This window comes from Burkholderia stagnalis (genome assembly GCF_902830275.1).
Taxonomy (GTDB): Bacteria; Pseudomonadota; Gammaproteobacteria; order Burkholderiales; family Burkholderiaceae; genus Burkholderia; species Burkholderia stagnalis.
The window spans coordinates 91,814-115,352 of sequence record NZ_CADESW010000001.1 but is presented as its reverse complement, the minus strand read 5'-3'; the positions used below and the strand labels follow the sequence as shown (position 1 = coordinate 115,352).

The window sequence follows — 23,539 nt, the reverse complement described above, 5'->3', positions numbered from 1 at the left end:
GCGGCATGTGGCGCGAGCATGCCGGGGCCGCGTCGGAACGGGGAAAGCGCAAGGCACGTTCCTTGCTCAGCAGTGATTACGCCGGTCCGGCATGCGCAATGCCGGAAAAACGATGGAGAAAAAATCGATGAAGCCATTCGATGAGATGCTGCAATCCGGCGACATGGTCAGGGCGCCTTACGCGCGCCTGAAGCAGTGGCTCGACACGCAGAACCCCGCGAGCCTCGCCCAGAAGGCCTACGACGCGGAGGGCGTATTCCGCAAGACGGGCATCACGTTCGCCGTGTACGGCGACGCGGAGGCCGCCGAGCGGCTCATTCCGTTCGACATCGTGCCGCGCATCCTCTCCGGCCAGGAGTGGAGCCGGCTGTCGCTCGGCATCGAGCAGCGCGTGATGGCGCTCAACGCGTTCCTCGACGACATCTATCACCGCCAGGAAATCGTGCGCGCCGGGATCGTGCCGAAGCACCTGATCGCGCACAACGAAGCGTTCCTGCCGGAGATGATCGACTTCCGGCCGCCCGGGAACGTTTACACGCACATCATCGGCGTCGACATCGTGCGCACCGCCGAGAACCAGTTCTACGTGCTTGAGGACAACGCGCGCACGCCGTCGGGCGTGTCGTACATGCTGGAAAACCGCGAGACGATGATGCAGCTCTTTCCCGAGCTGTTCCAGCAGGTCAAGGTGCGGCCGGTCGAGACCTATCCGCAGATGCTGCGCCAGTCGCTCGCGGCGGTGTGCCCGCCGGGCGGCAATGCCGACAACCCGACCATCGCCGTGCTCACGCCCGGCATCCACAATTCCGCGTACTACGAACATTCGTTCCTCGCCGACCAGATGGGCGTGCACCTCGTCGAGGGCAGCGACCTGCAGGTGCTCGACGATCGCGTCGCGATGCGCACGACCGAAGGCTTCCGGCCGATCGACGTGCTGTACCGCCGCGTCGACGACGCGTTCCTCGATCCGCTCACGTTCCGGCCCGACTCGGTGCTCGGCGTCGCGGGGATCATGGACGTCTACCGCGCGGGCAACATCACGATCGCGAACGCGCCCGGCACCGGCATCGCCGACGACAAGGCGATCTATTCCTATATGCCGGAGATCGTCGAGTTCTACACGGGCCGCAAGGCGCTGCTGGAGAACGTGCCGACCTGGCGCTGCGGCGAGGCCGACAGCCTGAAGTACGTGCTCGACCATCTCGACGAGCTGGTCGTGAAGGAAGTGCACGGCTCGGGCGGCTACGGGATGCTGGTCGGCCCGTGCGCGTCGAAAGCGGAACTCGAGGCGTTCGCGGCGAAGCTGCGCGCGCGCCCCGCGAACTACATCGCGCAGCCCACGCTGGCGCTGTCCACGACGCCGATCCTGACCGAAGCCGGCCTCGCGCCGCGCCACGTCGACCTGCGGCCGTTCGTGCTGGTGTCGGACCGGATCCGCATCACGCCGGGCGGGCTTACGCGCGTCGCGCTGAAGGAGGGTTCGCTCGTCGTCAACTCGAGCCAGGGCGGCGGCACCAAGGACACCTGGGTGCTGGCCGACTGAGCGGAACACGGCGACTGCGCGCGCCGGCCGCAACCGGCGCGCGAACGGAATACTGACGGAGTGGACAGATGCTTCTTGGACGCACTGCGAGCGGTCTCTACTGGATGTACCGCTATATCGAGCGCACGGAGAATACCGCGCGCATCGTCGATGCCGGGCTGCGGATGGCGCTGACGCGCACGTCCGACGCGCCGGCCGAATGGTCGTCGGTGCTCGTCAGCTCGGGCGCGGACGACGGCTACCGGCAGAAGTACGACGCGTACGCGGCCGATACCGTGACCGACTACCTGCTGCGCGACCGCGACAACCCGTCGAGCGTGCTGTCGTGCATCGAGGCCGCGCGCTCGAACGCGCGGATGGTGCGCACGGCGCTCACGCGGGAGGCGTGGGAGAGCGTGAACGGCGCGTGGCTGTCGCTGCGGCGCGCGCTCGCGCAGCCGGTGCCGGAGAGCGACCTGCCGGCCGTGCTCGACCAGGTCAAGCGCGAAACGGCGCTGATCCTCGGCAGCTTCTACAGCACGATGCTGCGCAACGAAATCTTCGATTTCGCGCAGATCGGCGCGTTCGTCGAGCGCGCGGACAACACCGCGCGCATCCTCGACGTGAAATACCACCTGCTGCTGCCGTCGGTCACGCACGTCGGCACGATCCTCGACAACTACCAGTGGGAGACGATCCTGCGCTGCGTGGCCGCGCACCGTTCGTACCGCTGGGTGTACGACGTGCAGTACAAACCGATGAACATCGCCGACTACCTGATCCTGAACGGCCGCATGCCGCGCTCGCTGCGCTATTGCTACGGCCGCGTCGTGTCGAGCCTGAACCTGCTCGCGAAGGATTACGGCGTCACGCACCCGTGTCACGACACCGCCACGAAGATCCTGCAAATGTTGTCCGACACCAGCGTCGAGCGGATCTTCAAGAGCGGCCTGCACGAATTCCTGACCGACTTCATCGGCCGCAACAACAGCCTGGGGCTCGAAATCGCCCAAGCCTACAACTTCGACTGAGACCTGCCATGCGACTCGCCATCCGACATATCTCGCGTTATCAGTTCGACGACCAGGTCACCCACGTGCTGCACCGCCTGCGGCTGCGCCCGCAGTCGGGGCCCGGGCAGACGGTGCGTGCGTGGCAGGTCACGATCGACGGCGTCGAGCCGACGCTGTCGTACGCCGACGGGCTCGGCAACCGGATCGACCTCGTGCGGCACGACCGCGGCGCGAAGCCCGAAATCGTGATCGTCGCGGCGGGCGTGGTCGAGACGCAGGACCGCGCGGGCATCCTCGGCCAGACCGAAGGCTATGCCCCGCCGTGGATCTTCGAGCGCGAGACCGCGCTCACGAAGGCCGGCGACCGGGTGCGCGCGCTCGCCGACGCGCTGCCGATCGAGCAGCGCAGCCTCGACGCGCTGCACTGGCTGATGACCGAGGTGCACGGCCGCATCGCGTATGCGCCGAATGCGCCGGACGCGCCCGTCGACGCGGAAACCGCGCTGGAGAGCGGCGAGGGCACGAGCCGCGATCACGCGCATGCGTTCATCGCGGCCGCGCGCGTGCTGAAGGTGCCGGCCCGCTATATCTCCGGCTACGTGCTGGCCGACAGCGCGATGCAGCGGATCGCCGATGCGAAGCAGCACGGCGGCGGCGTGCCCGAGGAGGAGGCGCTCGCGCTGCAGAGCGGCGACGGGATGCAGCAGGCGCTCGGCGCGTCGCACGCGTCGCAGGCGCAGGGCATGCCGCAGCTCGCGCCCGGCGCGCAGCACCAGGCGGCCGCGCTGACGCAGCCGCCGGCCGGCCATGCATGGGCCGAGGCATACGTCGAAGGGCTCGGCTGGGTCGGCTTCGACCCGTTCATGAACCGCTGCCCGGACGAGCGCTACGTGCGCATCGCGGTCGGCCTCGACGCCCGCGACGCGCAGCCGGTGACCGGGTTCGGCGCGCAGCCGCTCGGCGTCGACATCAGCGTCGTGCAGACGCCGGAACTGGTCTGACGCGCCTGTTCGCCGACCAAGCCGACCCACCCCGAACCGAGCGGCCCCGCCATGCCCATTCACGTCGCGCTGCATCACACCACCCGTTACCGCTACGACCGGCTGATCAACGTTGGTCCGCAGATCGTGCGGCTGCGCCCCGCGCCGCATTGCCGCACGCCGATCGTCGCGTATTCGATGACCGTCTGGCCCGCGCAGCACTTCATCAACTGGCAGCAGGATCCGTTCTCGAACTACCTCGCGCGGCTCGTGTTTCCGGAGCGCACGCGCCACTTCGAGATCACGATCGACCTCGTCGCCGAGATGTCGGTCTACAACCCGTTCGACTTCTTTCTCGAGGAGAGCGCCGGGCAGTACCCGTTCCAGTACGCCGACGCGCTGCGCACCGAGCTCGCGCCGTATCTCGCGTGCGATCCGCAGACGAGCGCGTCGCCCGCGTTTCGCGCGTATCTCGACCGCGTCGACCGCACGCCGGCCGGAACGGTGGACTTCCTCGTCGCGCTGAACCAGCAGCTGCAGCGCGACATCCGCTACCTCGTGCGCATGGAGCCGGGCGTGCAGACGCCCGCGCAGACGCTCGAACTCGCGTCGGGCTCGTGCCGCGACAGCGGCTGGCTGCTGGTGCAGCTGTGCCGGCATCTCGGCATCGCCGCGCGCTTCGTGTCGGGCTACCTGATCCAGCTCACGCCGGACGTCAAGTCGCTCGACGGCCCGAGCGGCACGGCGGTCGACTTCACCGACCTGCACGCGTGGTGCGAGGTCTACCTGCCGGGCGCGGGCTGGATCGGCCTCGACCCGACGTCGGGCCTGCTCGCCGGCGAAGGGCACATTCCGCTCGCGTGCACGCCGCAGCCGACCAGCGCCGCGCCGGTCGAGGGGCTGATCGACGAGTGCGAAGTCGAGTTCGAGCACGAGATGACGGTCACGCGCGTGTACGAATCGCCGCGCGTGACCAAGCCGTATACCGACGCGCAATGGGGCGCGGTGCGCGCGCTCGGCGCGCGGGTCGACGCCGAACTGCGGGCCGGCGACGTGCGGCTCACGCAGGGCGGCGAGCCGACCTTCGTGTCGATCGACGATCGCGACGGCGCGGAATGGAACACCGATGCGCTCGGGCCGACCAAGCGCGGCTACGCGACCGAACTCGTGCAGCGGCTGCGCGCCGAGTACGGCCGCGGCGGCTTCCTGCATTTCGGGCAGGGCAAGTGGTATCCGGGCGAGCAGTTGCCGCGCTGGGCGCTGTCGATCTTCTGGCGCGCGGACGGGCAGCCGGCGTGGCGCGACCCGTCGCTGTTCGCGGACGAGCGCGAGCCGTCGGCGTACACGACCGACGACGCGAAGCGCTTCATCGACGGGCTGGCCGCGCGGCTGAGCCTGACCGGCGAATTCATCCGGCCCGGTTACGAGGACGTCTGGTACTACCTGTGGCGCGAGCGCCGGCTGCCGGTCAACGTCGATCCGTTCGACTCGCGGCTCGACGACGAGCTGGAACGCGCGCGGCTGCGCAAGGTGTTCGAGCAGAAGCTCGACAGCGTGGTCGGCTACGTGCTGCCGATCAAGCGCGCCGACGGCGGGCCGAACCTCGACGGCCCGCGCTGGACCACCGGCCCGTGGTTCTTCCGCGACGAGCGGATGTATCTCGTGCCGGGCGATTCGCCGATGGGCTATCGGCTGCCGCTCGATTCGCTGCCGTGGGTGAGCCGCGCCGACTATCCGTACCAGGTCGAGCGCGACCCGTTCGCGCCGCCCGAGCCGCTGCCGGACGCCGATGCGCTCCGCGCGCGTTACGCCGGGCCGGGCGATGCGCCGCGCTACCTGGCCGGCGTGCACCGCGAGGCGGCGGCGCGCACCGTGATGCAATGGAGCGACGAAGGCACGGCGGGCGAGGGCCGCGCCGCGCGCGACGCGCAGCGCCAGCCGGACCGCTTCGAATCGGCCGCGTGGATCACGCGCACCGCGCTGTGCGTCGAAGTGCGCAACGGCATCCTGTACCTGTTCATGCCGCCGCTCGCCGCGCTCGACGACTATCTCGACCTGCTGGGCGCGATCGAGCAGACGGCCGGCGCGCTCGGCATGAAGCTCGTGCTCGAAGGCTACGCGCCGCCGCGCGACGCGCGCCTGAAGCTGCTGCAGGTGACGCCGGACCCGGGCGTGATCGAGGTCAACATCCACCCCGCGCACAATTTCGACGAGCTCGTCAGCCACACCGAATTCCTCTACGACGCCGCGTGGCAGTCGCGGCTCAGCAGCGAGAAGTTCATGGTCGACGGCCGCCACGTCGGCACGGGCGGCGGCAACCACTTCGTGCTCGGCGGCGCGACGCCGGCCGACAGCCCGTTCCTGCGGCGTCCCGACCTGCTCGCGAGCCTGATCGCGTACTGGCACAACCATCCGTCGCTGTCGTACCTGTTCTCGGGGCTGTTCATCGGGCCGACGAGCCAGGCGCCGCGCGTCGACGAGGCGCGCAACGACCAGGTCTACGAACTCGACGTCGCGTTCGCGGAGATCCAGCGCAACACGCTGCTGTTCGGGCAGGACATGCCGCCGTGGCTGGTCGACCGCGTGCTGCGCAACCTGCTGGTCGACGTGACGGGCAACACGCACCGCAGCGAGTTCTGCATCGACAAGCTGTATTCGCCGGATTCGCCGACCGGCCGGCTCGGCCTGCTCGAACTGCGCGCGTTCGAGATGCCGCCGCACGCGCGGATGAGCATCGTGCAGCAACTGCTGCTGCGCGCGCTGATCGCGCGCTTCTGGGCCGCGCCGTACACCACGCCGCTCACGCGCTGGGGCACCGCGCTGCATGACCGCTTCATGCTGCCGGCGTTCCTGAAGATGGATTTCGACGACGTGCTGACCGAACTGCGCGACGCGGGCTTCGATTTCGATCCCGCGTGGTTCGCGCCGCACTTCGAGTTCCGCTTCCCGCAGTTCGGGCAGATCGCGGTGAACGGGATGCAGCTCACGCTGCGCGGCGCGCTGGAGCCGTGGCACGTGATGGGCGAGGAGGGCGCGGCCGGCGGCACGGTGCGCTACGTCGATTCGTCGCTCGAGCGGCTCGAGGTGCGCGTCACAGGGCTGAACGACAACCGCCACGTGGTGACCGTCAACGGCCGCGCGCTGCCGCTGCAGCCGACCGGCACCGCCGGCGAATACGTCGCGGGCGTGCGCTACAAGGCGTGGGCGCCGCCGTCCGCGCTGCATCCGACGATCGGCGTGCACGCGCCGCTGACGTTCGACATCGTCGATACGTGGCTGCAGCGTTCGCTCGGCGGCTGCCGGTATCACGTCGCGCATCCGGGCGGGCGCAACTACGCGACGTTCCCGGTCAACGCGTACGAGGCCGAGAGCCGGCGGCTCGCGCGCTTCGTCGCGATGGGCCACACGCCGGGGCGGATGGATGTCGCGGCGGCCGCGCCGAGCCGCGAGTTCCCGTTCACGCTGGATTTGCGGCGGCCGTGAGCGCCGCATGACGGAGGGCGCGATGACGATGCGTGCACGGCCGGGGCGGGCACACGTGCCGGCCGATGGCGGCCCCGCCGGAATGTTAGGATGCCGGCAGTTTGGGGCCGCGTGCCGCCACGCGCCGCCGGCGCGGCGTGTGCGCGCGGCCGCCGCCTGATTCACGACGGACCGACACCGTGCCGCCCATTCACTCCGACGATCTCGCCGCCGACGCGATGCACACGCTCTTCGATACCGGATCGCAGCCGGATGCCGCCGAGCTGGCCGCCGCGCTCGCCGCGCCGGCGGCCGCCGGCCGCTACGACGAACTGCGCGGCAGCGCGGCCGGGCTGCACGCGCCCGCGCTCGCCCCCGCGTGGCGCGATTTCTTCACATCGATCGGCAGCGACGGCGTGGCCGATCTCGACCGCCGCGCGGACGCGCTGCAGCGGCGCATGCGCGAGAACGGCCTGTTCTACCAGCTCCACGAGCAGCGCGCGGGCGACGGCGCGACCGGCCCGTGGTCGCTCGACCTGCTGCCGCTGATCGTCACGCCGCAGGACTGGGTGGCGATCGAGCGCGGCGTGCTGCAGCGCACCCGGCTGCTGAACACGATGATGGCGGACCTGTACGGGCCGCAGACGATCCTGCAGCGCGGGCTGCTGCCGCCCGCGCTCGTCACCGGGCATCCGGGCTACCTGCGCGCGATGCGCGGCGCGCGGGTGCCGGGCAACACCTGGCTGCACGTCGTCGCGTTCGACCTTGCGCGCGGGCCGGACGGCCAGTGGCGGATGATCGCGCATCACACGCAGGGCGCGTCGGGGCTCGGCTATCTGCTGGAGAACCGGCTGATCGTGTCGCGCCTGTTCCCGCGCGCGTTCCGCGGGCTGCGCGTGCAGCGGCTCGCGGCGAGCTACCGCGCGCTGCTGCAGAGCATGCAGGCGCTGAGCCCGGCGCGGAAGAACTCGCGGATCGTGCTGCTGACGCCGGGGCCGCACAGCGCGACCTATTTCGAGCACGCGTATCTCGCGCGCTACCTCGGCCTGACGCTCGTCGAAGGCGGCGACCTGACCGCGCGCGACAGCCGCGTGTTCCTGAAGACGCTGCGCGGGCTCGAACCGGTGCACGGGATCTTGCGGCGCGTCGACGACGCGTGGCTCGATCCGCTGGAGCTGCGGCCCGATTCGATGCTCGGCGTGCCGGGGCTGCTACAGGCCGTGCGCGCGGGCAACGTGCTGCTCGCGAACGCGCCGGGCTCGGGCTTCCTCGAATCGCCGGGCGTGCTCGGCTTCCTGCCGCGTCTCGCGGAGAGCCTGCTCGGCGAGACGCTGACGTTGCCGGCCGTGCATTCGTGGTGGTGCGGCGAGGCCGCCGCCTGCGACGACGCGCTGCCGCAGCTCGCGCGCGGCATCATCAAGCCGGCGTTCCCGCCGGACGTGCAGGCGGGCGGCGGCTTCGAGCCGGTGATCGGCGCGCGGCTCACGCACGCGCAGCTCGCCGAATGGCGCGCGCGGATTCTCGCGCATCCCGAGCACTACACGGTGCAGGCCGACCTGCCGCTGTCGCAGGCGCCGACCTGGCCGGGCGGCGCCGAGCCGAACGGCAACGGCGACGACTATCGCCACGGGCAGGGCGGCGCGCGGATCGTGCCGAAGCCGCTGCTGCTGCGCGTGTTCGCGCTCGCGGACGGCGCGGCGCGCTGGCGCGTGCTGCCCGGCGGGCTGTCGCGGGTCGGCACGCGCGACGCGCTGTTCAACGCGCCGATGCCGCGCGGCGGCAGCACGGTCGATACGTGGGTGATGACGGAGGGCATCGTCGATTCGACGACGCTGCTGCAGACGCATCTCGGCCCGGACGACCTGGCCGCGCCGCGCGCGATCGCGAGCCGCGCGGCCGAGAACCTGTTCTGGCTCGGCCGCTACACCGAGCGCGCGACCAACCTGATGCGCCTGGCGCGCGCGGCGCTCGAACGGCTGCGCGGCGAGGACGACGCGGACAGCCCCGCGCACCTGGAGCTGATCGACACGCTGTGCCGCGACACCGGCCTGCTCGCGCCGGACACGCCGGGCGCGGTCGAGGCGCCGCGCGCGTTCCAGCATGCGCTGGCCGCATCGTTGACGCGCGGCGCGGATCGCGCGACCGGTATCGCGTCGTGCCTGTTCGGCATGCGCGGCGCGGCGGCCGCGATCCGCGAGCGGCTGTCGAGCGAGCAATGGCGGCTGATCGACGACGCGACGCAACTGTTCGCCGACAGCGCCGGCCACCCCGAAGCGGAAGAGCAGCTCGGCAACGAAGCGCTGCAGCTGCTCGACCGGCTCGGCCTGCTGCTCGGCGCGATCACCGGCGCGCAGACCGACAACATGACGCGCGACGACGGCTGGCGGCTGCTGTCGATCGGCCGGCAGATCGACCGGCTGGATTTCCTGTGCAGCGTGCTGCGGTTCGCATTCGAGGAGGGCGCGGTGCTCAAGCAGGACGGCTTCGAGCTGGTGCTCGAGCTGTTCGACAGCGCGATCACGTTCCGTTCGCGCTACCAGCGCGGCTTCGACGTTGCGCCGCTGCTGTCGCTCGTCGTGCTCGACACCGACAATCCGCGCTCGCTCGGGTGGGTCGTGCAGGCGATGCGCGGCCGGTTGACGAAGGTCGAGCGCAGCGAAGGCTATGCGCTGTCCGAACTGGCCGACGCGATTCCGGACGTGCCCGGCTGGTCGCTGCACGCGCTGTGCGAAACCGGCGAGGACGGTCGTTACGACCTGCTGCTCGACAGCCTGGACGCCACCGCGAAAGCCGTGTGGGAGCTGTCGAACCGGATCGGCGAACGCTATTTCAGCCACGTGCGCGAGGCGGGCAGGACGCTATGGTGACGAGAAAGCCCGCGGCGAACCCGCTGCCTGCCGCTGTGCCGTCCGGCGGCCGGCTGCTGCGCGTCACGCACGACACCGAGTACCGCTATGCGGCGCGGGTCGAATCCGCGCAGCACCAGGCACGCCTGACGCCGCTCGCGACGCCGCGCCAGCAGCGGCTGTCGTTCGAGCTCGAGATCGAGCCGGCGCCGCAGGCCGTTTGCACCGAGACCGACGCGTTCGGCAACGCGCGCGCGTCGTTCGCGCTGAACCAGCCGCACGATGCGCTGCTCGTGCGCAGCCGCAGCGTGGTGCGGGTGACGCCGCCGGTCTGGTCGGCTGGCGCGCGCGGCGCGCCGCCGCCCGCGATCGCGCAGCCGGAGCCCGCGCACGCGAGCGCATGGGAAGCGGTGCGCGAGCGTTTCCGTTTTCGTGCGGGGCAGCCGTACGACGCGGCGAGCGAGTTCGTGTTCGCGTCGCCGCACGTCGCATGCGATCCGCAACTGGCCGCGTACGCGGCGGCCAGCTTCACGCCGGGCCGGCCGCTCGTGCAGGCGGCGTGGGAGCTGATGCGGCGCATCCACGCGGAATTCAAGTACGCGCCGAACAGCACCGACGTGACGACGACCGCGCTCGATGCGCTCGCGCTGCGTCAGGGCGTGTGCCAGGATTTCGCGCATGTGATGATCGGTGCGCTGCGCTCGCTGGGGCTCGCGGCGCGTTACGTGAGCGGCTATTTGTTGACGCAGCCGCCGCCGGGGCAGCCGAGGCTGATCGGCGCGGACGCGTCGCACGCATGGGTCGAGGTGTACGACCCGGCGTGGCCCGAGGACGGCGGCTGGCTGCAGCTCGATCCGACCAACGATCGCGCGCCGGGCGACGATTACGTGATGCTGTCGATCGGGCGCGACTACGCGGACGTGACGCCGCTGCGCGGCGTGATCCGCGGCGGTGGGGCGGATCAGGAGCTGAAGGTCGGGGTGACGGTCGAGCCGCTGGAGGGGGAAGGCGACGGGTGACGCGGTGTTGCTTCGCGTCGCCGAATGCCGACTTCCTTTGTGCAAGGCCCTGCGCGCATTGGTATCATGCCGCAATCAATAAAATAGGGCCAAAAAAGAATGGAAGCTATCGCCATGATCTTGGGCTTGGTTAGCCCGCTGTTTATTGTTGTTGCAGTGGTCGGTTTGATCCGGCCGTCGCTATTCAAAAACAAGAAGACGGGCGCAGTTCCGAAGCGCGCGACGCTGTTCGTCGGCGGCATAGCGGCAGCGATGGCGACGGTTACCGTGGGCGCCCTTATTCTTCCGAAAAAGGACGACGCGACGAAGGCCGCCCGCCATGCCACTGCGTCGCCGGTGACGGGCGCGACCGCCCAGGCAGCGCCGCGCGTGTCGCTCGAGATCACGCCGGAAGAGTTTCGCCGCAAGTACAATCGCGGGCTTTCCGGTGCGAACACCGGTTACGCGCTTCCTGAATTCGAGATCGTTCACGATACCGTCTACGACGGTTTTCAACAGTCGGTCGGCCGCGGCATCGAGCTGGCCGGCACGATCAACAAGGCCGACGGATCGCTTCGCGAACTCATGATCCAGATTGGCAATGACGAGCCCGCGGTGATGCTGAAAGCCGTTTCCGCACTCGTCGGGATCGCGGCGGCGGTCAATCCGGACGCTACCGCGTCAAAGGACGATACCGAGACGGTCGTGAACATGATCCAGATCGCCATGGAGAGCCGCAAGGAATCCAAAACGATCGAGCGGAGCGTCGGAAAACTGCATTACTCCGCGGTCGCGAGCGATACCGGCGGCTTGCTGTTCGGGATCAGTCCGCGTTAGGCGAACGTCTCGTCGTCGACTTAAATCCTCGTCGATGCCGCGCACCTGGCATGGTGATGCCGGCGGGCGGGCGATCGTCGAAGCCGCACGCAGCAGTCTTGCCCGGGCGCGGCGGCGGCTTGGTTACGCCGCCGTACCCGCGCGATCCGGCTACCCCGCAAACCGGTCCGTCGCGGCGATCAGCGCCTTCAGGATGCCCGGCTCGTTGTACGCATGGCCCGCATCGTCCACGATCTCGAGCGACGCGTCGGGCCATGCCTTCGACAGATCCCACGCAGTGCGCGCGGGCGTCGCCACGTCATAGCGCCCCTGCACGATCACGCCCGGAATGCCGGCCAGGCGGTGCGCGTCGCGCAGCAGCTGGCCCTCCTCGACGAAACCGCGGTTCACGAAGTAGTGGTTTTCGATGCGCGCGAACGCGAGCGCGAAGTGCCCGTCCGCGAAGTGCTCGGCAAGCGCGGGGTCGGGCAGCAGCCGGATCGTGCGGCCTTCCCACGTGCTCCACGCGCGCGCGGCTTCGAGCTTCGCGGCTTCGTCGTCGCCGGTCAGGCGGCGATGGTACGCGGCGATCAGGTCGTCACGTTCGTCGGCCGGGATCGGCGCGAGGAATTCTTCCCACAGGTCCGGAAACAGCCACGACGCGCCTTCCTGGTAGTACCACAGCAGTTCCGCGCGGCGCAGCGCGAAGATGCCGCGCACGACCAGCGCGCTCACGCGCGCCGGGTGGGTTTCCGCATACGCGAGCGCGAGCGCGCTGCCCCACGAGCCGCCGAACACCAGCCATTGCTCGACGCCGACCATCTCCCGCAGGCGCTCGATGTCGGCGACCAGATCCCAGGTGGTGTTGTTGTCGAGGCTTGCGTACGGCGTCGAGCGGCCGCAGCCGCGCTGGTCGAACAGCAGGATGTTGTAGCGCGACGGGTCGAAGAGCCGGCGATGGTCGGCGTTGCAGCCGCCGCCCGGGCCGCCGTGCAGGAACACGGCCGGCTTGCCGTCGGGGTTGCCGCACAGCTCCCAGTACACCTTGTGGCCGTCGCCGGTGTCGAGGTAGCCGTGTGCGTAGGGTTCGATGGGTGGGTACACGGAAATTCCCTGGAATGATGGTCGATAGGGTTCCGGCCGGCCCGCGCCGGAGGCATCCCGGCATTATGCCGAATCCGCGTCGCCGGCGTCCGGCCGCCGTATGGCGGCCATTGCAACGCCAATGCTGACGGCATTTTTTAAGCAATTTTATTTCGATATTTTTGCGGGACACTAGCGGCGGAATTTCGGCAGCCATTCAGAAACACCAATCAATAAACCGGCTATTCGCCATTGCGACGGAAACCAGTCCATGACACATCGCGTCCAGCAGCTTACCGGGTTGCGCGCCGTCGCGGTGGCGATGGTCGTCATCGGCCATGCGGAGCACGTGCTCCCCGGCGGCTACTCGGGCTGGCTCGCGCCGTTGCGGCTGTTCGCCGACGGCCGGCTCGGCGTGCTGATCTTCTTCGTGCTCAGCGGCTTCCTGATCACCAACGTGCTGACGGGCGAACTGAAGCGCACGGGCAGTATCGCGCTGGGGCCGTTCTACGTGCGGCGCGTGCTGCGGATCTGGCCGGCCTGCTACGCATACCTGGGCGTCGTCGCGCTGCTGGCGGCGGCGGGGTGGATCGATGTCAGCCAGCGCCAGTGGGCGTTTGCCGCGCTGCATCTGTGGAACTACTCGATGGGCCTCGGCCTCACCGCCGACAGCGCGCTGCATCCCGACGGCGCGTGGTATCTCGGCCATTTCTGGTCGCTCGCGCTCGAAGAGCAGTTCTACTGGTTCTGGCCGCTGCTGCTCCTGCTGGTGGCCGCGCGGCGCAACGGCACGCGCTGGCTCGCGGCGCTGATCCTGGTCGTGCCGCTGATCCGCGCGGCCACCTATTTCGCCGCGCCGGAGCTGCGCGGGCAGTTGCGGATGATGCTCCACACCGGCATCGATCCGATCCTGATCGGCTGCTACGCCGCGCTCAACCAGCACCGGCTGGACGCGTGGATCCGGTCGTGGCGCGGTGAGTCCCGCGTGGTGACGGTGATCGTCTGCGTGCTGCTGTTCGCGATGCCGCTGGTCGAAGCGACGCTGCGCGGCGTCTGGAACATCACCTATGGCGTGACGATCGAAGCGGCGCTGATTGCGATCGTGATTGTCGTGCTCAATTTCCGCGACGATTTCTGGTGCGCGCGGTTATTGCGCACGAAACCGATGGTATTCGTCGGCACGATTTCATTCAGCCTGTATCTGTGGCAACAGCCGTTTGCGAATCCGAACCTGCCGATCGCGCATGGTTTCCCGCTCGGCATCCTCGAAGCGTTCGCGGCGGCGTCCGCCAGCTACTTCCTCGTCGAAAAGCCGTTCTTGCGGCTCAAGGATCGCTATTCGGAATGGGCCGCGCGGCGTGCGCCGGGTGGTGGCATCGGGCCGAAAGTGGCGGAGTAGGCGGGGTGCGAACGCACGTCCTCATGACGTAAAAAAGGCCCTTGCGGGCCTTTTTTACACAATGCCGGAGGAGAAACGGCGGCTTACTGCGTGAGCGCCGTAAACCCATCCAGCAACCGCTCGACATCGGCCGCTTCGATCGCGCCCATCGTCGAGATCCGGAACAGCTCCTTCGACAGCCCGCCTTGCCCCGCGTAGATCACGAAGCCGCGCGCCTTCAGCCCGTCGTGCAACTGCTCGTACGTGACGCCCTGCGGCAGCCGGTACGCGCGCAGCACGACCGACGATGCGCCTTCCGGCAGCGCGAGCGGCATCCCGCGCGCGGCCAGGCCGGCCTGCGCCTGGTCGGCGAGCGCCTTGTAACGCGCGTGGCGCGCGCGCCAGCCGCCGGCTTCGTCGAATTCGCGCAGCGCCTCGACCAGCGCGTAATACGCGTGCACCGACGGCGTGAACGGCGTATTGCGCTGGTCCTGCAGCTTCGCGAGGCGGCCGAGGTCGAGGTAGTACGTGCGGCTCGCGGCCTTCGCGAGCGCACTGCGGCGCACGATCACGAACGCCGCGCCCGGCACGCCGTGCAGGCACTTGTTCGCGGTCGCCGCCACCGCGTCGATGTCGCCGCCCGCGAAATCGATCGCTTCCGCGCCGAAGCTGCTGACGCCGTCGACGAGCAGCCTCACGCCGCGCGCGCGGCACACGTCGGCGATCGCGCCGAGATCGTTCAGGCGGCCGGTCGTCGTTTCGTGATGGATCACCGCGACATGCGAGAAGCCGCCCGCGTCGAGCCGCGCGGCGACCTGCGCGGGATCGGGGGCCTGCATCCACTCGTGCTTGAGCACTTCGTGCGGAATCGCGTACTGCGTCGCGATCTGCGCGATCCGCTCGCCGTAGACGCCGTTCTCGATCACGAGCAGCTTGCCGCCCTGCGGCACGAGCGCCGCGATCATGCTTTCGACGGCGGCGGTGCCCGAGCCCGTCATCAGCACGGCCGTCCATTCGGCCGGATCGAGCGCGTACGCGGCGACGAGCCGCGCGCGCGCTTCGTCCTGCAGGTCGAAGAACTCGCTTTCGCGATGGCACAGGTCGGGTTGCAGCAGGCTGCGGCGCACGCGTTCGGACAGCGTGACCGGGCCGGGATTCAGCAACAGCATCATTGGGCTCCTTCGGCTTGGGCTTCGGCCTGCGCGGCGCCGATGTGCCGCATCAGGCGGGTCTTGACCTCGACCGGCGTGACGGTCGGGCGCGGCAGGCCGTCGGGCACGCCGGTGCGGATCGCGAGCCGCACGAACCGTGCTCCGTTCGCGCGCGACGTGTCGGAGAGGGCCGCGTCGAGCACGTCGAGCGTGTCGCCTTCGGCCGCCGATGCATAGCCGCACGCGGCGGCGACACCGGCGAACGACACGTGCTGCGACACGGTCGCCTGGCCGCCCGTCGATTCGTGCGCGCCGTTGTCGAGCAGCACGTGCGTGAGGTTGGACGGGCCATAGGTGCCGAGCGTCGCGAACGCGCCCATGCGCATCAGCGCGGCGCCGTCGCCGTCGACCGCGACCACGCGGAGATCGGGGCGCGCGAGCGCGAGGCCGAGCGCGAGCGGCGTCACGCAGCCCATCGAGCCGACCATGTACAGCTGGTTCGCGCGATCGTCGAGCGCGTACAGCTCGCGGCCGCAGAAGCCGGTGGATGCGAGCACGACGGTCGAATCGACCGGCGTGTGCGCGATCACGCGCTGCAGCGCGTCGTGGCGGGTCGGCCATGCGTCGGCCGATTCAGCACGCGACGACGATTGCGCGGCAACGTGCGCGCGCGGCTGCGCCGCCGGATTCGACTTCAGTTCATACGGCGCGACGCTGCCTTTCTGCATCACGAGCGCGTACGGGCGGCCGGTCGCATCCATGTGCGCGATCGCGCGGTCGAGCGCCGGGCCGACCTGTTCGGGGTCGGTCGGGAACGTCTCCCACGGGATCTCCATCGTGTCGAGCATCGCGGGCGTGATCGGGCCCATCAGCGCATGCTGCGGCTCGTCGGGCACGCCCGGCTGGCCGCGCCACGTGACGATCAGCAGCTGCGGCAGGCGGAACGTCCACGTAAGCGACGTGAGCGGGCTCACCGCGTTGCCGAGCCCCGAGTTCTGCATCATCGCGATGCCGCGCTTGCCGCCGAGCGTCGCGCCGGCGATCAGCGCGACCGCGTCGCCTTCGTTCGCGGCCGACAGGTAATGCAGCGTCGGGTCCTGCAGCACGTAATTGATGAACGGCGTCAGGTACGAGCAGGGCACGCCCGCGTACCAGTCGAAGCCGCGCTCGCGCGCGGCCTCGACGAACTGGGCCGCTTCGATCATTGCGCGCCTCCGATGCCGGCGCCCGGTTCGGACAGCGGCGTCTGGCCGTGCGCGAAGTCGCCCGCGCGACGGAAATCTTCCAGATCGTTGACGCCGCGCCAGTGGCCATGCACGTACTGCACCTCGATCTTCTCGCCGGCGGCGATCAGCTCGTTGAGGAGCGTGGGGATGTCGAGCGTGTCGAAATCAGGGCGCGCCTGCAGCGTCGCGAGCATCGCCTTCAGGCGATCGACGCCTGCGCCGCGCACGTTCAGCAGGCCGATCCAGCGGCCGTGCGGCGTGCCTTCGGCGACGTCGCTCGATACGCGCTGCAAGTAGGTCTTCTGGCCGAACAGACCGCGATCGTCGGCGGCCGAGCAGAGCGCGAAGTCGCGCACGCTCTGGTTGGTCGGCTGCGTCAGCGACGAATCGACGACGACACTGAACTCGGCCTCGCTCTCCGCGAGGTCGCGCAGGATGTAGCTGCGGAACAGCAGGTCGCCGTACGAGATCACGGTGTCGCCGGTCAGGCGCTCGGCCGCGCACGCGAGCGACGTGAGCTCGCCCGTCTGCGCATGGCGCTCGTTGACGACGAGCTTGATGCCCGACGTGTCGATCGCGTCGGCGCGATAGCCGCCCACCACGGTGATGTCGTTCACGCCGTGCTTCTTGAAGCCGTCGACGAGCCAGCGCAAGAGCGGCTTGCCGGCCACCGGCAGCATGACCTTGGGCTTGTCTTCGGTGACGGCTTCCAGCCCCTTGCCGCGGCTCGCGGCGAGCACGATCGCGGCGTTCGACGCGCGCGACGACGACGACAGGTAGATGCGCTCGGCCGCCGAGTATTCGTCGGCGTCCTGCAGGCGGAAGATCTCGTTGACCGACGCGACGCGATCCTCGACGTTGATCAGCGTCTCGTTTTCGTGGATCTCGCGCGCGACGGCCTGCATCGCGGATGCCGACGCGCGGATCAGGTGGTTCGCCCAGATCACGGTGCTGATGCCGGCCTGGCGGAACACGTCGGTCGGCGTGCTGTAGTACTTGGTCGGCACGATCACGAGCGGCGCCTTGCCGCTCCATTCGCGCGCGAACTGCAGGATCTCGTCGGGGCGCGACAGCTTGCTGTGGATCAGGATCGCATCGGCGCCGGCTTCCGCATACGCGTTCGCGCGGCGCAGCGCCTCGTCCATCCCCCAGCCCGCGATCAGCGCCTCGACGCGCGCGACGATCGAGAAGTCGGGGTCGCTCTGCGAATCCTTGCCGGCCTTGATCTTGCCGCAGAACTCGTCGATCTCGGCGAGCGGCTGGCGTTCGCCGTCGATGAAGCTGTTGGTCTTCGGGAACTGCTTGTCCTCGATGCACACGCCGGCGATGCCGCGCTGCTCGAGCTTCTTCACGAGGCGGCGCACGTTGTTGAAGTTGCCGTAGCCCGTATCGCCGTCGAGCAGGATCGGCAGGTCGCTCGCGTCGGCCATGAATTCGAGCACATCGACGACCTGGGTCCAGCTCGCCTCGTTGTTGTCGCGCACGCCGAACTGCGCGGAGATCGCGAGGCCCGACGCCCAGATGCCCTTGAAGCCCGCTTCGCGGACGATCCGCGCGGACAGGCCGTTGTGCGCTTCCATCAGGAATTCGAGGTCGCTGCTGACGAGCATGCGGCGCAGGCGTGCGCTGCGCGATTCGGTGAAGTTGGGTTCGCGTGCGTTCATCGTGCGGCTCCGGCGGTGGTGCGTTGAATCAGGGGGAGGACGTCCTGCGCGGCGCGCGCGACATCGTTCGGGAAATCGATCTCGATCCACGGCGCGCCCGTGACGTCGGCGACGTCGAACGAGTGGCCGCCTTCGAGCAGCAGGTCGCGCACGGCTTCCTCGTGCGGCATGTTCGCGCGGCCGCTGTCGACGTAGCCCGCGACGATCGCCGCGAGGCGGCGCGCGGTGCCTTCGGTGAAGCGGAAGAAGCCGACCGATTCGCCGATCGTGTCGTACGCGAGGTCGACCGCGAGCTGCTTGCGCAGCTCGACCGGCACGCCGTTCTTCAGGCACAGCTTGACGGGCTCGTCGCCCGCCTCGAAATCGCGGTCGATCAGCAGGCGGTCGACCGGCTGGTCGGGGTTGGCCACGAGCGCGTGCAGGATGCTTTCGTCGTACAGCACGTCGGCGTCCATCAGCAGCACGTCGCCGCCGCGCGTCATCGCGTCGGCGACGGTGTGCACGGTCAGCACGCTGCCGAGGTCGTAGCGGTCGTTGATCACGATTTCGGCCTGGCGGCCGAGGCGCTTCAGTTCCTGCTCGACTTTCTCGTGCTGGAAGCCGAGCCCGAGCACGATCTCGTCGACGCCCGCTGCGTCGAGCACGCGCAGATGGCGCTCGAGCAGCGATACGTCGTCAAAGCGCAGCAGGCACTTCGGAAACTGCGCTTCGGGCGGTTGTTGCAGGCGCAAGCCGAGGCCTGCCGCAAGAATGATGGCTCGCATGTGTTCTCCAACCAAAAAAACGACCGATCGACGGGTGTCCGATCAGTCGGCGAGGGGCTGCGGCGCACGGCGCCGCTGCCAGTTTCGTTCACTGAAATGCAGGTAGAGCAGGCCGGGCAGGCCGAGCGCGAGTTCGCGCGCGCGCTTTGCGAGCGACAGCGCGAGCGCGGCCTCGGGCGGCAGGCCGACGAGCGGCGCGAGCAGCAGGTAGCCGCCTTCCTGCGCGCCGAGCGATCCGGGGATCGCGAAGGCGGCACCGCGGATCGCCTGGCCGACGCTTTCGAGCAGCAGCGCGTCGAGCCAGCTTACCGGATGCCCGAGGAAATGGAGCGCGAGCCACACTTCGGCGGTGCCCACGATCCAGCCGACGAGGCTCAGCGCGAAGGTCGACGCCACCTTGCGGCGGTCGCGGTACAGCGTGCCGACCGCCTCGTCGATCGCGTCCGCGCGGGTCGCGAGCGACGACCAGTCGCGCGGGCCGAGCAGCTTCGACGCGACGCGCAGGCCGCGGCCGAACAGCCCGCGCCGCTGCGCGGCATAGAACAGCAGCGCGCAGCCGCCGAGCACGCCGGTGGCGATCAGCGCCGGCGTGCGCAGGTGCGCGGCCGATTCATGCGTCGCGACCATGCTGAACGCGGCGATGCCGAGCAGCGCGAACACCATTTGAGCGAGCGCCTGCATCGTCGTGCTGACGGTGATCGCCGCGGCGGCATCCGCCATCCGGGTGCCGCGCTGCGCGAGATAGCGCACCATCAGCACCGGCCCGCCGATCTGCCCGGCGGGCAGCAGGCTGTTCACCGATTCGCCGACCCAGCGCGCGCGCAGCGCATTGCCGAGCTCGGCGCCGGGGTCGCCCTTGCGGAACATCACCGAGATCGCCACCGCGTCGATCGCGAGCGGCACGACGTGGAACGCCGCGACGAGCGCGAGCCCCCAGCCGGCCGCGAGAAACGTCGACGCGACCGCGCCGACGCCCTGCCATGCGAGCAGGGCTACGAACAGCGCCGTCCCGAGGGACAGCAGGATCATGCCGGCGCGTGTCATGAGCCCGTCGCGCGTCGCGACGCCAGTTGCTTGAACACCTGGCGGAAACCGAAATACGCGATCGCGTCCTTCATGTTCGAGATGAAGCGCTTCCACGGCCGCATGCCGGGGTCGGTCACGTATTCGAACGTGAGCGACACGCGCATTTCGTTCTGGCCCATCGGCGTGACGCGGTGGCGCAGCTTGTCGCCGTCGAACAGCACGATGCCGCCGTCGGCGATCTGCACCGAGCCGGGCTCGTCGGCGACGTCCGGGTTGCGCGTATGCAGTTCGTAATCGAGGCGGCACGACGAATCGTCGATCACGCCGATCAGCAGCGTGTAGCGGCGGCCGTCGTAGTACGACGTGTCGTAGTGCCAGCCGATGTGGTCGCCCGGCTTCGTGTAGTAATACAGCGCGTATGCGTGCGGATCGTCGTCCGGCGACAGCAGCAGCGTGTCGCCCGTGAGCTTCTCGAGGAAGCCGATCAGCGCCTTCGAACGGTACAGCTCGGCGATGTACGGCGCCTTCGCGTCGATCGTGTGGCGGCTCACGCTGCCGCCCTGCTTGTGGCCGGGCAGGTAATTGCGGTTGAGGTCGGCCTGCAGCGTGCGCGCGGCATCCGCGAGCTTCGCGTGCGCGTCGGGCGGCAGGAAGGCGTCGAGGTACAGGAACGACCCCTGGCGCGTGTAGTCGTCGCGCAGGCGGCCGACGTCGAGCCGGCCGACGGCGTCGGCCACGGTGCGGTCGGGGGTGGCCGCCGCGCGCACGGGCGCGGGGCGTGCCGGGGTCAGCACGGAATCGTCGCGCGTGCTAGAAGTCATTTGCTTGCCTGGATTTCGGTTGGGGTCTGCGGCAGGGTGCCGCGCCGGACGATGCGCCACCAGTCGATCACGACCCACGCGGCGAACAGCGGCGCGCCGATCGACGCCGCGAGGAGGAACGGCTCGACGCCGTTCGTGAGCGTCACGAGCGGCAGCAGGTAAAGGACGTCCTCGGTCTCGAAGCCGCCGACGAACGCCTGCTTCGTGCCGGCCTTGCCGGCGAACGATTCGATGCGCATGCGCAGATAGAAGATCAGCGCGACCGCCGCGCCGGCGGCCGTGCCGAGCAGCACCGGCGGCGCGGCCATCTGGCCGCCCTGGGCGACGATGCCCATGCCCATGCTGACGAACAGCGCGATCGTGACGAGCGCGTCCGCCGCGAGGTCGTAAAAATGCCCGATCTTGCTGGACTTGCCGCTGATGCGCGCGAGTTCGCCGTCCGTATGGTCGACGAAGTTGGACAGCACGATCAGGAACGCGCCGGCATTGCTCCACGCGAAGCCGCCCTGCGCAAGGCACCAGGCGCCGGCGAGGCCGATCAGCAGGCGGACGGTGGTGAGGTGATTCGGGGTGACCGGCGTATCGACGAGCGGCCGGACGAGCGAGCGCGCGAGCCGCGCGTCCCATGTGCGGGGTAGCGGTGGCTCGGGGTGTTTGGCGGTTTTTCTTTGGTCCATCGGCGAAATATATACGGATTTGTAAGTTGCTGCTTTTTTCCGTTCAATCTCCTGACATTATCCGGTGTTACCGGGCGTTGCAGAAGGGGCGCGCGGGCATTTCCGGCGCGTAAACAGCGGTTTTGCGCAAGGCACTTGCGCGACACCGTCAAGTGTGGTCGCCGGGGCACGCTTGCGCAAGGCGCGCCGTCCGCGCATATGGGGGGGCGGGCGGCAGGTGGCGGCGCGCGGCCGATGTCGTTTTTCCGATCGCGGATGCCGCAATCCTTGACGCGGATCATGCCGGCGCACCGGTCGCAGGCCGACAATCCGGCGCCTGCGCTGGCGCGCCGCCTGTCACAGAACGGCCGTTCGATATCCGGCAAATTCAGGAAGGGTCTTTTGCATCCGGCAGACATTTCGCGGAGGCCGCCTCTGCGATACTCGACCCGTACCTGTGGTGCCGGCCGCCGATCGCGGCCCCAAGGGTTTCACGCCGCTCAGGAGACACCCCCCGCGGCGTCAACGACAGACCAAAACGCGTTCGAAATCTGCCATGTCCTCATCACGCATTCTTGCCCCCGCCCTGCGTTCGCTCGTCCGCACCGCCGACGAAGCCGCCGCCCTGATCCGTCCCGGCATGACCGTCGCCATGAGCGGCTTCACCGGCTCGGGCTACCCGAAAGCCGTGCCGGCCGCGCTCGCCGCGCACATCGAGGCAACGCAGGCACGCGGCGAAGACTTCCGCATCAACGTGCTGACGGGCGCGTCCACCGCGCCCGAACTCGACGGCGCGCTCGCCCGCACGAACGGCATCTCGATGCGGCTGCCGTACCAGTCGGACCCGACGCTGCGCGACAAGATCAACGCCGGCGAAGTCGACTATCAGGACATCCACCTGAGCCACGTCGCGCAATACGCGTGGTTCGGGCTGTTCGGCGAACTCGACGTCGCGATCATCGAAGTCGCGGGCATTCGCGAGGACGGGCTGCTGATCCCGTCCGCATCGGTCGGCAACAACAAGACGTGGCTCGAGCAGGCGAAGCACGTGATTCTCGAGGTCAATTCGCGCCAGCCGCTCGGCCTCGACGGGATGCACGACATCTATTACGGCACTGCGCTGCCGCCGCACCGCAAGCCGATTCCGCTGACGAAGAGCGACGACCGGATCGGCGAGCCGTACCTGCGCTGCCCGGCCGACAAGATCGTCGCGATCGTCGAGACCGACGCGCCGGATCGCAGCAACGCGTTCTCCGCGCCGGACGAGACGTCGAAGCAGATCGCGGGGCAGCTGATCGATTTCCTGCGCCACGAAGTGAAGCGCGGCCGCCTGCCGGAAAACCTGCTGCCGCTGCAGTCGGGCGTCGGCAACATCACGAACGCGGTGCTCGCGGAGCTCAGCTCGGCCGGCTTCTCGAACCTCGCCGCGTACACCGAAGTGATCCAGGACGGCATGCTCGACCTGCTCGCCGACGGCACGCTGAGCTTCGCGTCGGCCACCGCGCTGTCGCTGAGCCCCGATGCGGTGAAGCGCTTCGCCGATGAAATCGCGATGTTCCGCGAGAAGATCGTGCTGCGTCCGCAGGAGATCAGCAACCACCCGGAACTCGTGCGCCGGCTCGGCTGCATCGCGATGAACGGGATGATCGAGGCCGACATCTACGGCAACGTGAACTCGACGCACGTGATGGGCACGAAGATCCAGAACGGCATCGGCGGCTCGGGCGACTTCGCGCGCAACGGCTACCTGTCGTGCTTCATGTCGGCGAGCACCGCGAAGGGCGGCGCGATCTCGCGGATCGTGCCGATGGCGAGCCACGTCGACCACACCGAGCACGACGTCGCGGTGGTCGTCACCGAGCAGGGCCTTGCCGACCTGCGCGGCCTGTCGCCGAAGCAGCGCGCGCGCAAGATCATCGCGACCTGCGCGCATCCGGATTTCCGGCCGATGCTCGAGGACTACTTCGAGCGCGCGTGCCGCGAGAGCTTCGGCAAGCAGACGCCGCACCTGCTCGGCGAAGCGCTGTCGTGGCACGAGCGGTTCGTGCGGACCGGGTCGATGAAGGGCTGACCCTGCCGCTCCGACGCGCGCCGCGGGCGCGCGTCAATCCATCGCCGCGTGCGCCACGTCCG

17 protein-coding genes are annotated in these 23,539 nt (G+C 69.2%); 9 read left to right on the top strand and 8 right to left on the bottom strand.

All coding sequences use genetic code 11. The annotated features are described in order from the left end of the window. Positions 1-127: 127 nt before the first annotated feature. The 7 genes from HWY45_RS00480 (at position 128) to HWY45_RS00450 (ending at position 11,658) form a co-directional block, all read left to right on the top strand. Positions 128-1,543: a circularly permuted type 2 ATP-grasp protein gene (locus HWY45_RS00480; protein WP_059561721.1), complete on the top strand. Its 1,416-nt coding sequence runs from the start codon at positions 128-130 to the stop codon at positions 1,541-1,543. Positions 1,544-1,611: 68 nt separating this feature from the next. Further along, complete coding sequence (locus tag HWY45_RS00475) at positions 1,612-2,553, top strand: alpha-E domain-containing protein (protein ID WP_026044094.1); 942 nt, start codon at positions 1,612-1,614, stop codon at positions 2,551-2,553. Positions 2,554-2,561: 8 nt separating this feature from the next. Then, the gene (locus HWY45_RS00470; RefSeq protein ID WP_059883100.1) at positions 2,562-3,536 is read left to right on the top strand and encodes a transglutaminase family protein; all 975 of its coding nucleotides are present in this window, start codon (positions 2,562-2,564) and stop codon (positions 3,534-3,536) included. Between the two features lie 51 nt (positions 3,537-3,587). After that, positions 3,588-6,998 carry a transglutaminase family protein gene (locus tag HWY45_RS00465; RefSeq protein WP_059883098.1) on the top strand — a complete coding sequence of 1,137 codons (3,411 nt, stop codon included), beginning with the start codon at positions 3,588-3,590 and terminating at the stop codon, positions 6,996-6,998. Between the two features lie 218 nt (positions 6,999-7,216). After that, positions 7,217-9,844, top strand: a complete 2,628-nt coding sequence (locus HWY45_RS00460) for a circularly permuted type 2 ATP-grasp protein (protein ID WP_059883143.1) — start codon at positions 7,217-7,219, stop codon at positions 9,842-9,844. After that, the gene (locus HWY45_RS00455; protein WP_059883096.1) at positions 9,838-10,842 is read left to right on the top strand and encodes a transglutaminase family protein; all 1,005 of its coding nucleotides are present in this window, start codon (positions 9,838-9,840) and stop codon (positions 10,840-10,842) included. Before HWY45_RS00460 ends, HWY45_RS00455 begins: the two co-directional genes overlap by 7 nt. Positions 10,843-10,941: 99 nt before the next feature. Then, the gene (locus HWY45_RS00450; RefSeq protein ID WP_059883094.1) at positions 10,942-11,658 is read left to right on the top strand and encodes a hypothetical protein; all 717 of its coding nucleotides are present in this window, start codon (positions 10,942-10,944) and stop codon (positions 11,656-11,658) included. 150 nt (positions 11,659-11,808) lie between these two features. Here the strand turns inward: HWY45_RS00450 and pip are convergent, their stop codons facing one another. Further along, positions 11,809-12,741, bottom strand: a complete 933-nt coding sequence (pip, locus tag HWY45_RS00445; RefSeq protein WP_059883092.1) for a prolyl aminopeptidase — start codon at positions 12,739-12,741, stop codon at positions 11,809-11,811. Between the two features lie 250 nt (positions 12,742-12,991). Between pip and HWY45_RS00440 the strand changes: the two genes are divergently transcribed. Then, positions 12,992-14,119 (top strand): acyltransferase family protein, encoded by a 1,128-nt coding sequence (locus tag HWY45_RS00440; RefSeq protein WP_059883090.1) that lies wholly within the window; start codon positions 12,992-12,994, stop codon positions 14,117-14,119. A gap of 83 nt (positions 14,120-14,202) precedes the next feature. Here the strand turns inward: HWY45_RS00440 and HWY45_RS00435 are convergent, their stop codons facing one another. The 7 genes from HWY45_RS00435 to HWY45_RS00405 are packed head-to-tail and all read right to left on the bottom strand — an operon-like array spanning position 14,203 to position 21,427. Beyond that, entirely contained in the window at positions 14,203-15,267 is a 1,065-nt protein-coding gene (locus tag HWY45_RS00435) for a 2-aminoethylphosphonate aminotransferase (RefSeq protein WP_059883141.1), read from the bottom strand. Then, positions 15,267-16,454 carry a phosphonopyruvate decarboxylase gene (gene aepY, locus HWY45_RS00430; protein WP_059883089.1) on the bottom strand — a complete coding sequence of 396 codons (1,188 nt, stop codon included), beginning with the start codon at positions 16,452-16,454 and terminating at the stop codon, positions 15,267-15,269. Before aepY ends, HWY45_RS00435 begins: the two co-directional genes overlap by 1 nt. Further along, the gene (gene aepX, locus HWY45_RS00425; RefSeq protein ID WP_059561467.1) at positions 16,451-18,139 is read right to left on the bottom strand and encodes a phosphoenolpyruvate mutase; all 1,689 of its coding nucleotides are present in this window, start codon (positions 18,137-18,139) and stop codon (positions 16,451-16,453) included. Before aepX ends, aepY begins: the two co-directional genes overlap by 4 nt. Further along, on the bottom strand, positions 18,136-18,903 hold the full coding sequence (locus HWY45_RS00420; protein ID WP_059883087.1) for a phosphocholine cytidylyltransferase family protein: 768 nt from the start codon (positions 18,901-18,903) through the stop codon (positions 18,136-18,138). Before HWY45_RS00420 ends, aepX begins: the two co-directional genes overlap by 4 nt. A 42-nt stretch (positions 18,904-18,945) precedes the next feature. Next, positions 18,946-19,947 carry an HpnL family protein gene (locus HWY45_RS00415; RefSeq protein WP_059883085.1) on the bottom strand — a complete coding sequence of 334 codons (1,002 nt, stop codon included), beginning with the start codon at positions 19,945-19,947 and terminating at the stop codon, positions 18,946-18,948. After that, positions 19,944-20,750: a HalD/BesD family halogenase gene (locus HWY45_RS00410; RefSeq protein ID WP_059808187.1), complete on the bottom strand. Its 807-nt coding sequence runs from the start codon at positions 20,748-20,750 to the stop codon at positions 19,944-19,946. Before HWY45_RS00410 ends, HWY45_RS00415 begins: the two co-directional genes overlap by 4 nt. Next, entirely contained in the window at positions 20,747-21,427 is a 681-nt protein-coding gene (locus tag HWY45_RS00405; RefSeq protein ID WP_059808184.1) for a CDP-alcohol phosphatidyltransferase family protein, read from the bottom strand. Before HWY45_RS00405 ends, HWY45_RS00410 begins: the two co-directional genes overlap by 4 nt. Before the next feature lie 535 nt (positions 21,428-21,962). Between HWY45_RS00405 and HWY45_RS00400 the strand changes: the two genes are divergently transcribed. Then, on the top strand, positions 21,963-23,477 hold the full coding sequence (locus HWY45_RS00400; RefSeq protein ID WP_059561452.1) for an acetyl-CoA hydrolase/transferase family protein: 1,515 nt from the start codon (positions 21,963-21,965) through the stop codon (positions 23,475-23,477). Positions 23,478-23,539 lie beyond the last annotated feature (62 nt).

What these genes read in the sequence shown, in the direction of transcription:
- HWY45_RS00480 (WP_059561721.1), top strand. Translation starts at nt 128, where the DNA reads ATGAAGCCATTCGATGAGATGCTGCAATCCGGCGACATGGTCAGGGCG.
- HWY45_RS00475 (WP_026044094.1), top strand. Translation starts at nt 1,612, where the DNA reads ATGCTTCTTGGACGCACTGCGAGCGGTCTCTACTGGATGTACCGCTAT.
- HWY45_RS00470 (WP_059883100.1), top strand. Translation starts at nt 2,562, where the DNA reads ATGCGACTCGCCATCCGACATATCTCGCGTTATCAGTTCGACGACCAG.
- HWY45_RS00465 (WP_059883098.1), top strand. Translation starts at nt 3,588, where the DNA reads ATGCCCATTCACGTCGCGCTGCATCACACCACCCGTTACCGCTACGAC.
- HWY45_RS00460 (WP_059883143.1), top strand. Translation starts at nt 7,217, where the DNA reads ATGCACACGCTCTTCGATACCGGATCGCAGCCGGATGCCGCCGAGCTG.
- HWY45_RS00455 (WP_059883096.1), top strand. Translation starts at nt 9,838, where the DNA reads ATGGTGACGAGAAAGCCCGCGGCGAACCCGCTGCCTGCCGCTGTGCCG.
- HWY45_RS00450 (WP_059883094.1), top strand. Translation starts at nt 10,942, where the DNA reads ATGGAAGCTATCGCCATGATCTTGGGCTTGGTTAGCCCGCTGTTTATT.
- HWY45_RS00440 (WP_059883090.1), top strand. Translation starts at nt 12,992, where the DNA reads ATGACACATCGCGTCCAGCAGCTTACCGGGTTGCGCGCCGTCGCGGTG.
- HWY45_RS00435 (WP_059883141.1), bottom strand. Translation starts at nt 15,267, where the DNA reads ATGCTGTTGCTGAATCCCGGCCCGGTCACGCTGTCCGAACGCGTGCGC.
- aepY (WP_059883089.1), bottom strand. Translation starts at nt 16,454, where the DNA reads ATGATCGAAGCGGCCCAGTTCGTCGAGGCCGCGCGCGAGCGCGGCTTC.
- aepX (WP_059561467.1), bottom strand. Translation starts at nt 18,139, where the DNA reads ATGAACGCACGCGAACCCAACTTCACCGAATCGCGCAGCGCACGCCTG.
- HWY45_RS00420 (WP_059883087.1), bottom strand. Translation starts at nt 18,903, where the DNA reads ATGCGAGCCATCATTCTTGCGGCAGGCCTCGGCTTGCGCCTGCAACAA.
- HWY45_RS00415 (WP_059883085.1), bottom strand. Translation starts at nt 19,947, where the DNA reads ATGACACGCGCCGGCATGATCCTGCTGTCCCTCGGGACGGCGCTGTTC.
- HWY45_RS00410 (WP_059808187.1), bottom strand. Translation starts at nt 20,750, where the DNA reads ATGACTTCTAGCACGCGCGACGATTCCGTGCTGACCCCGGCACGCCCC.
- HWY45_RS00405 (WP_059808184.1), bottom strand. Translation starts at nt 21,427, where the DNA reads ATGGACCAAAGAAAAACCGCCAAACACCCCGAGCCACCGCTACCCCGC.
- HWY45_RS00400 (WP_059561452.1), top strand. Translation starts at nt 21,963, where the DNA reads ATGTCCTCATCACGCATTCTTGCCCCCGCCCTGCGTTCGCTCGTCCGC.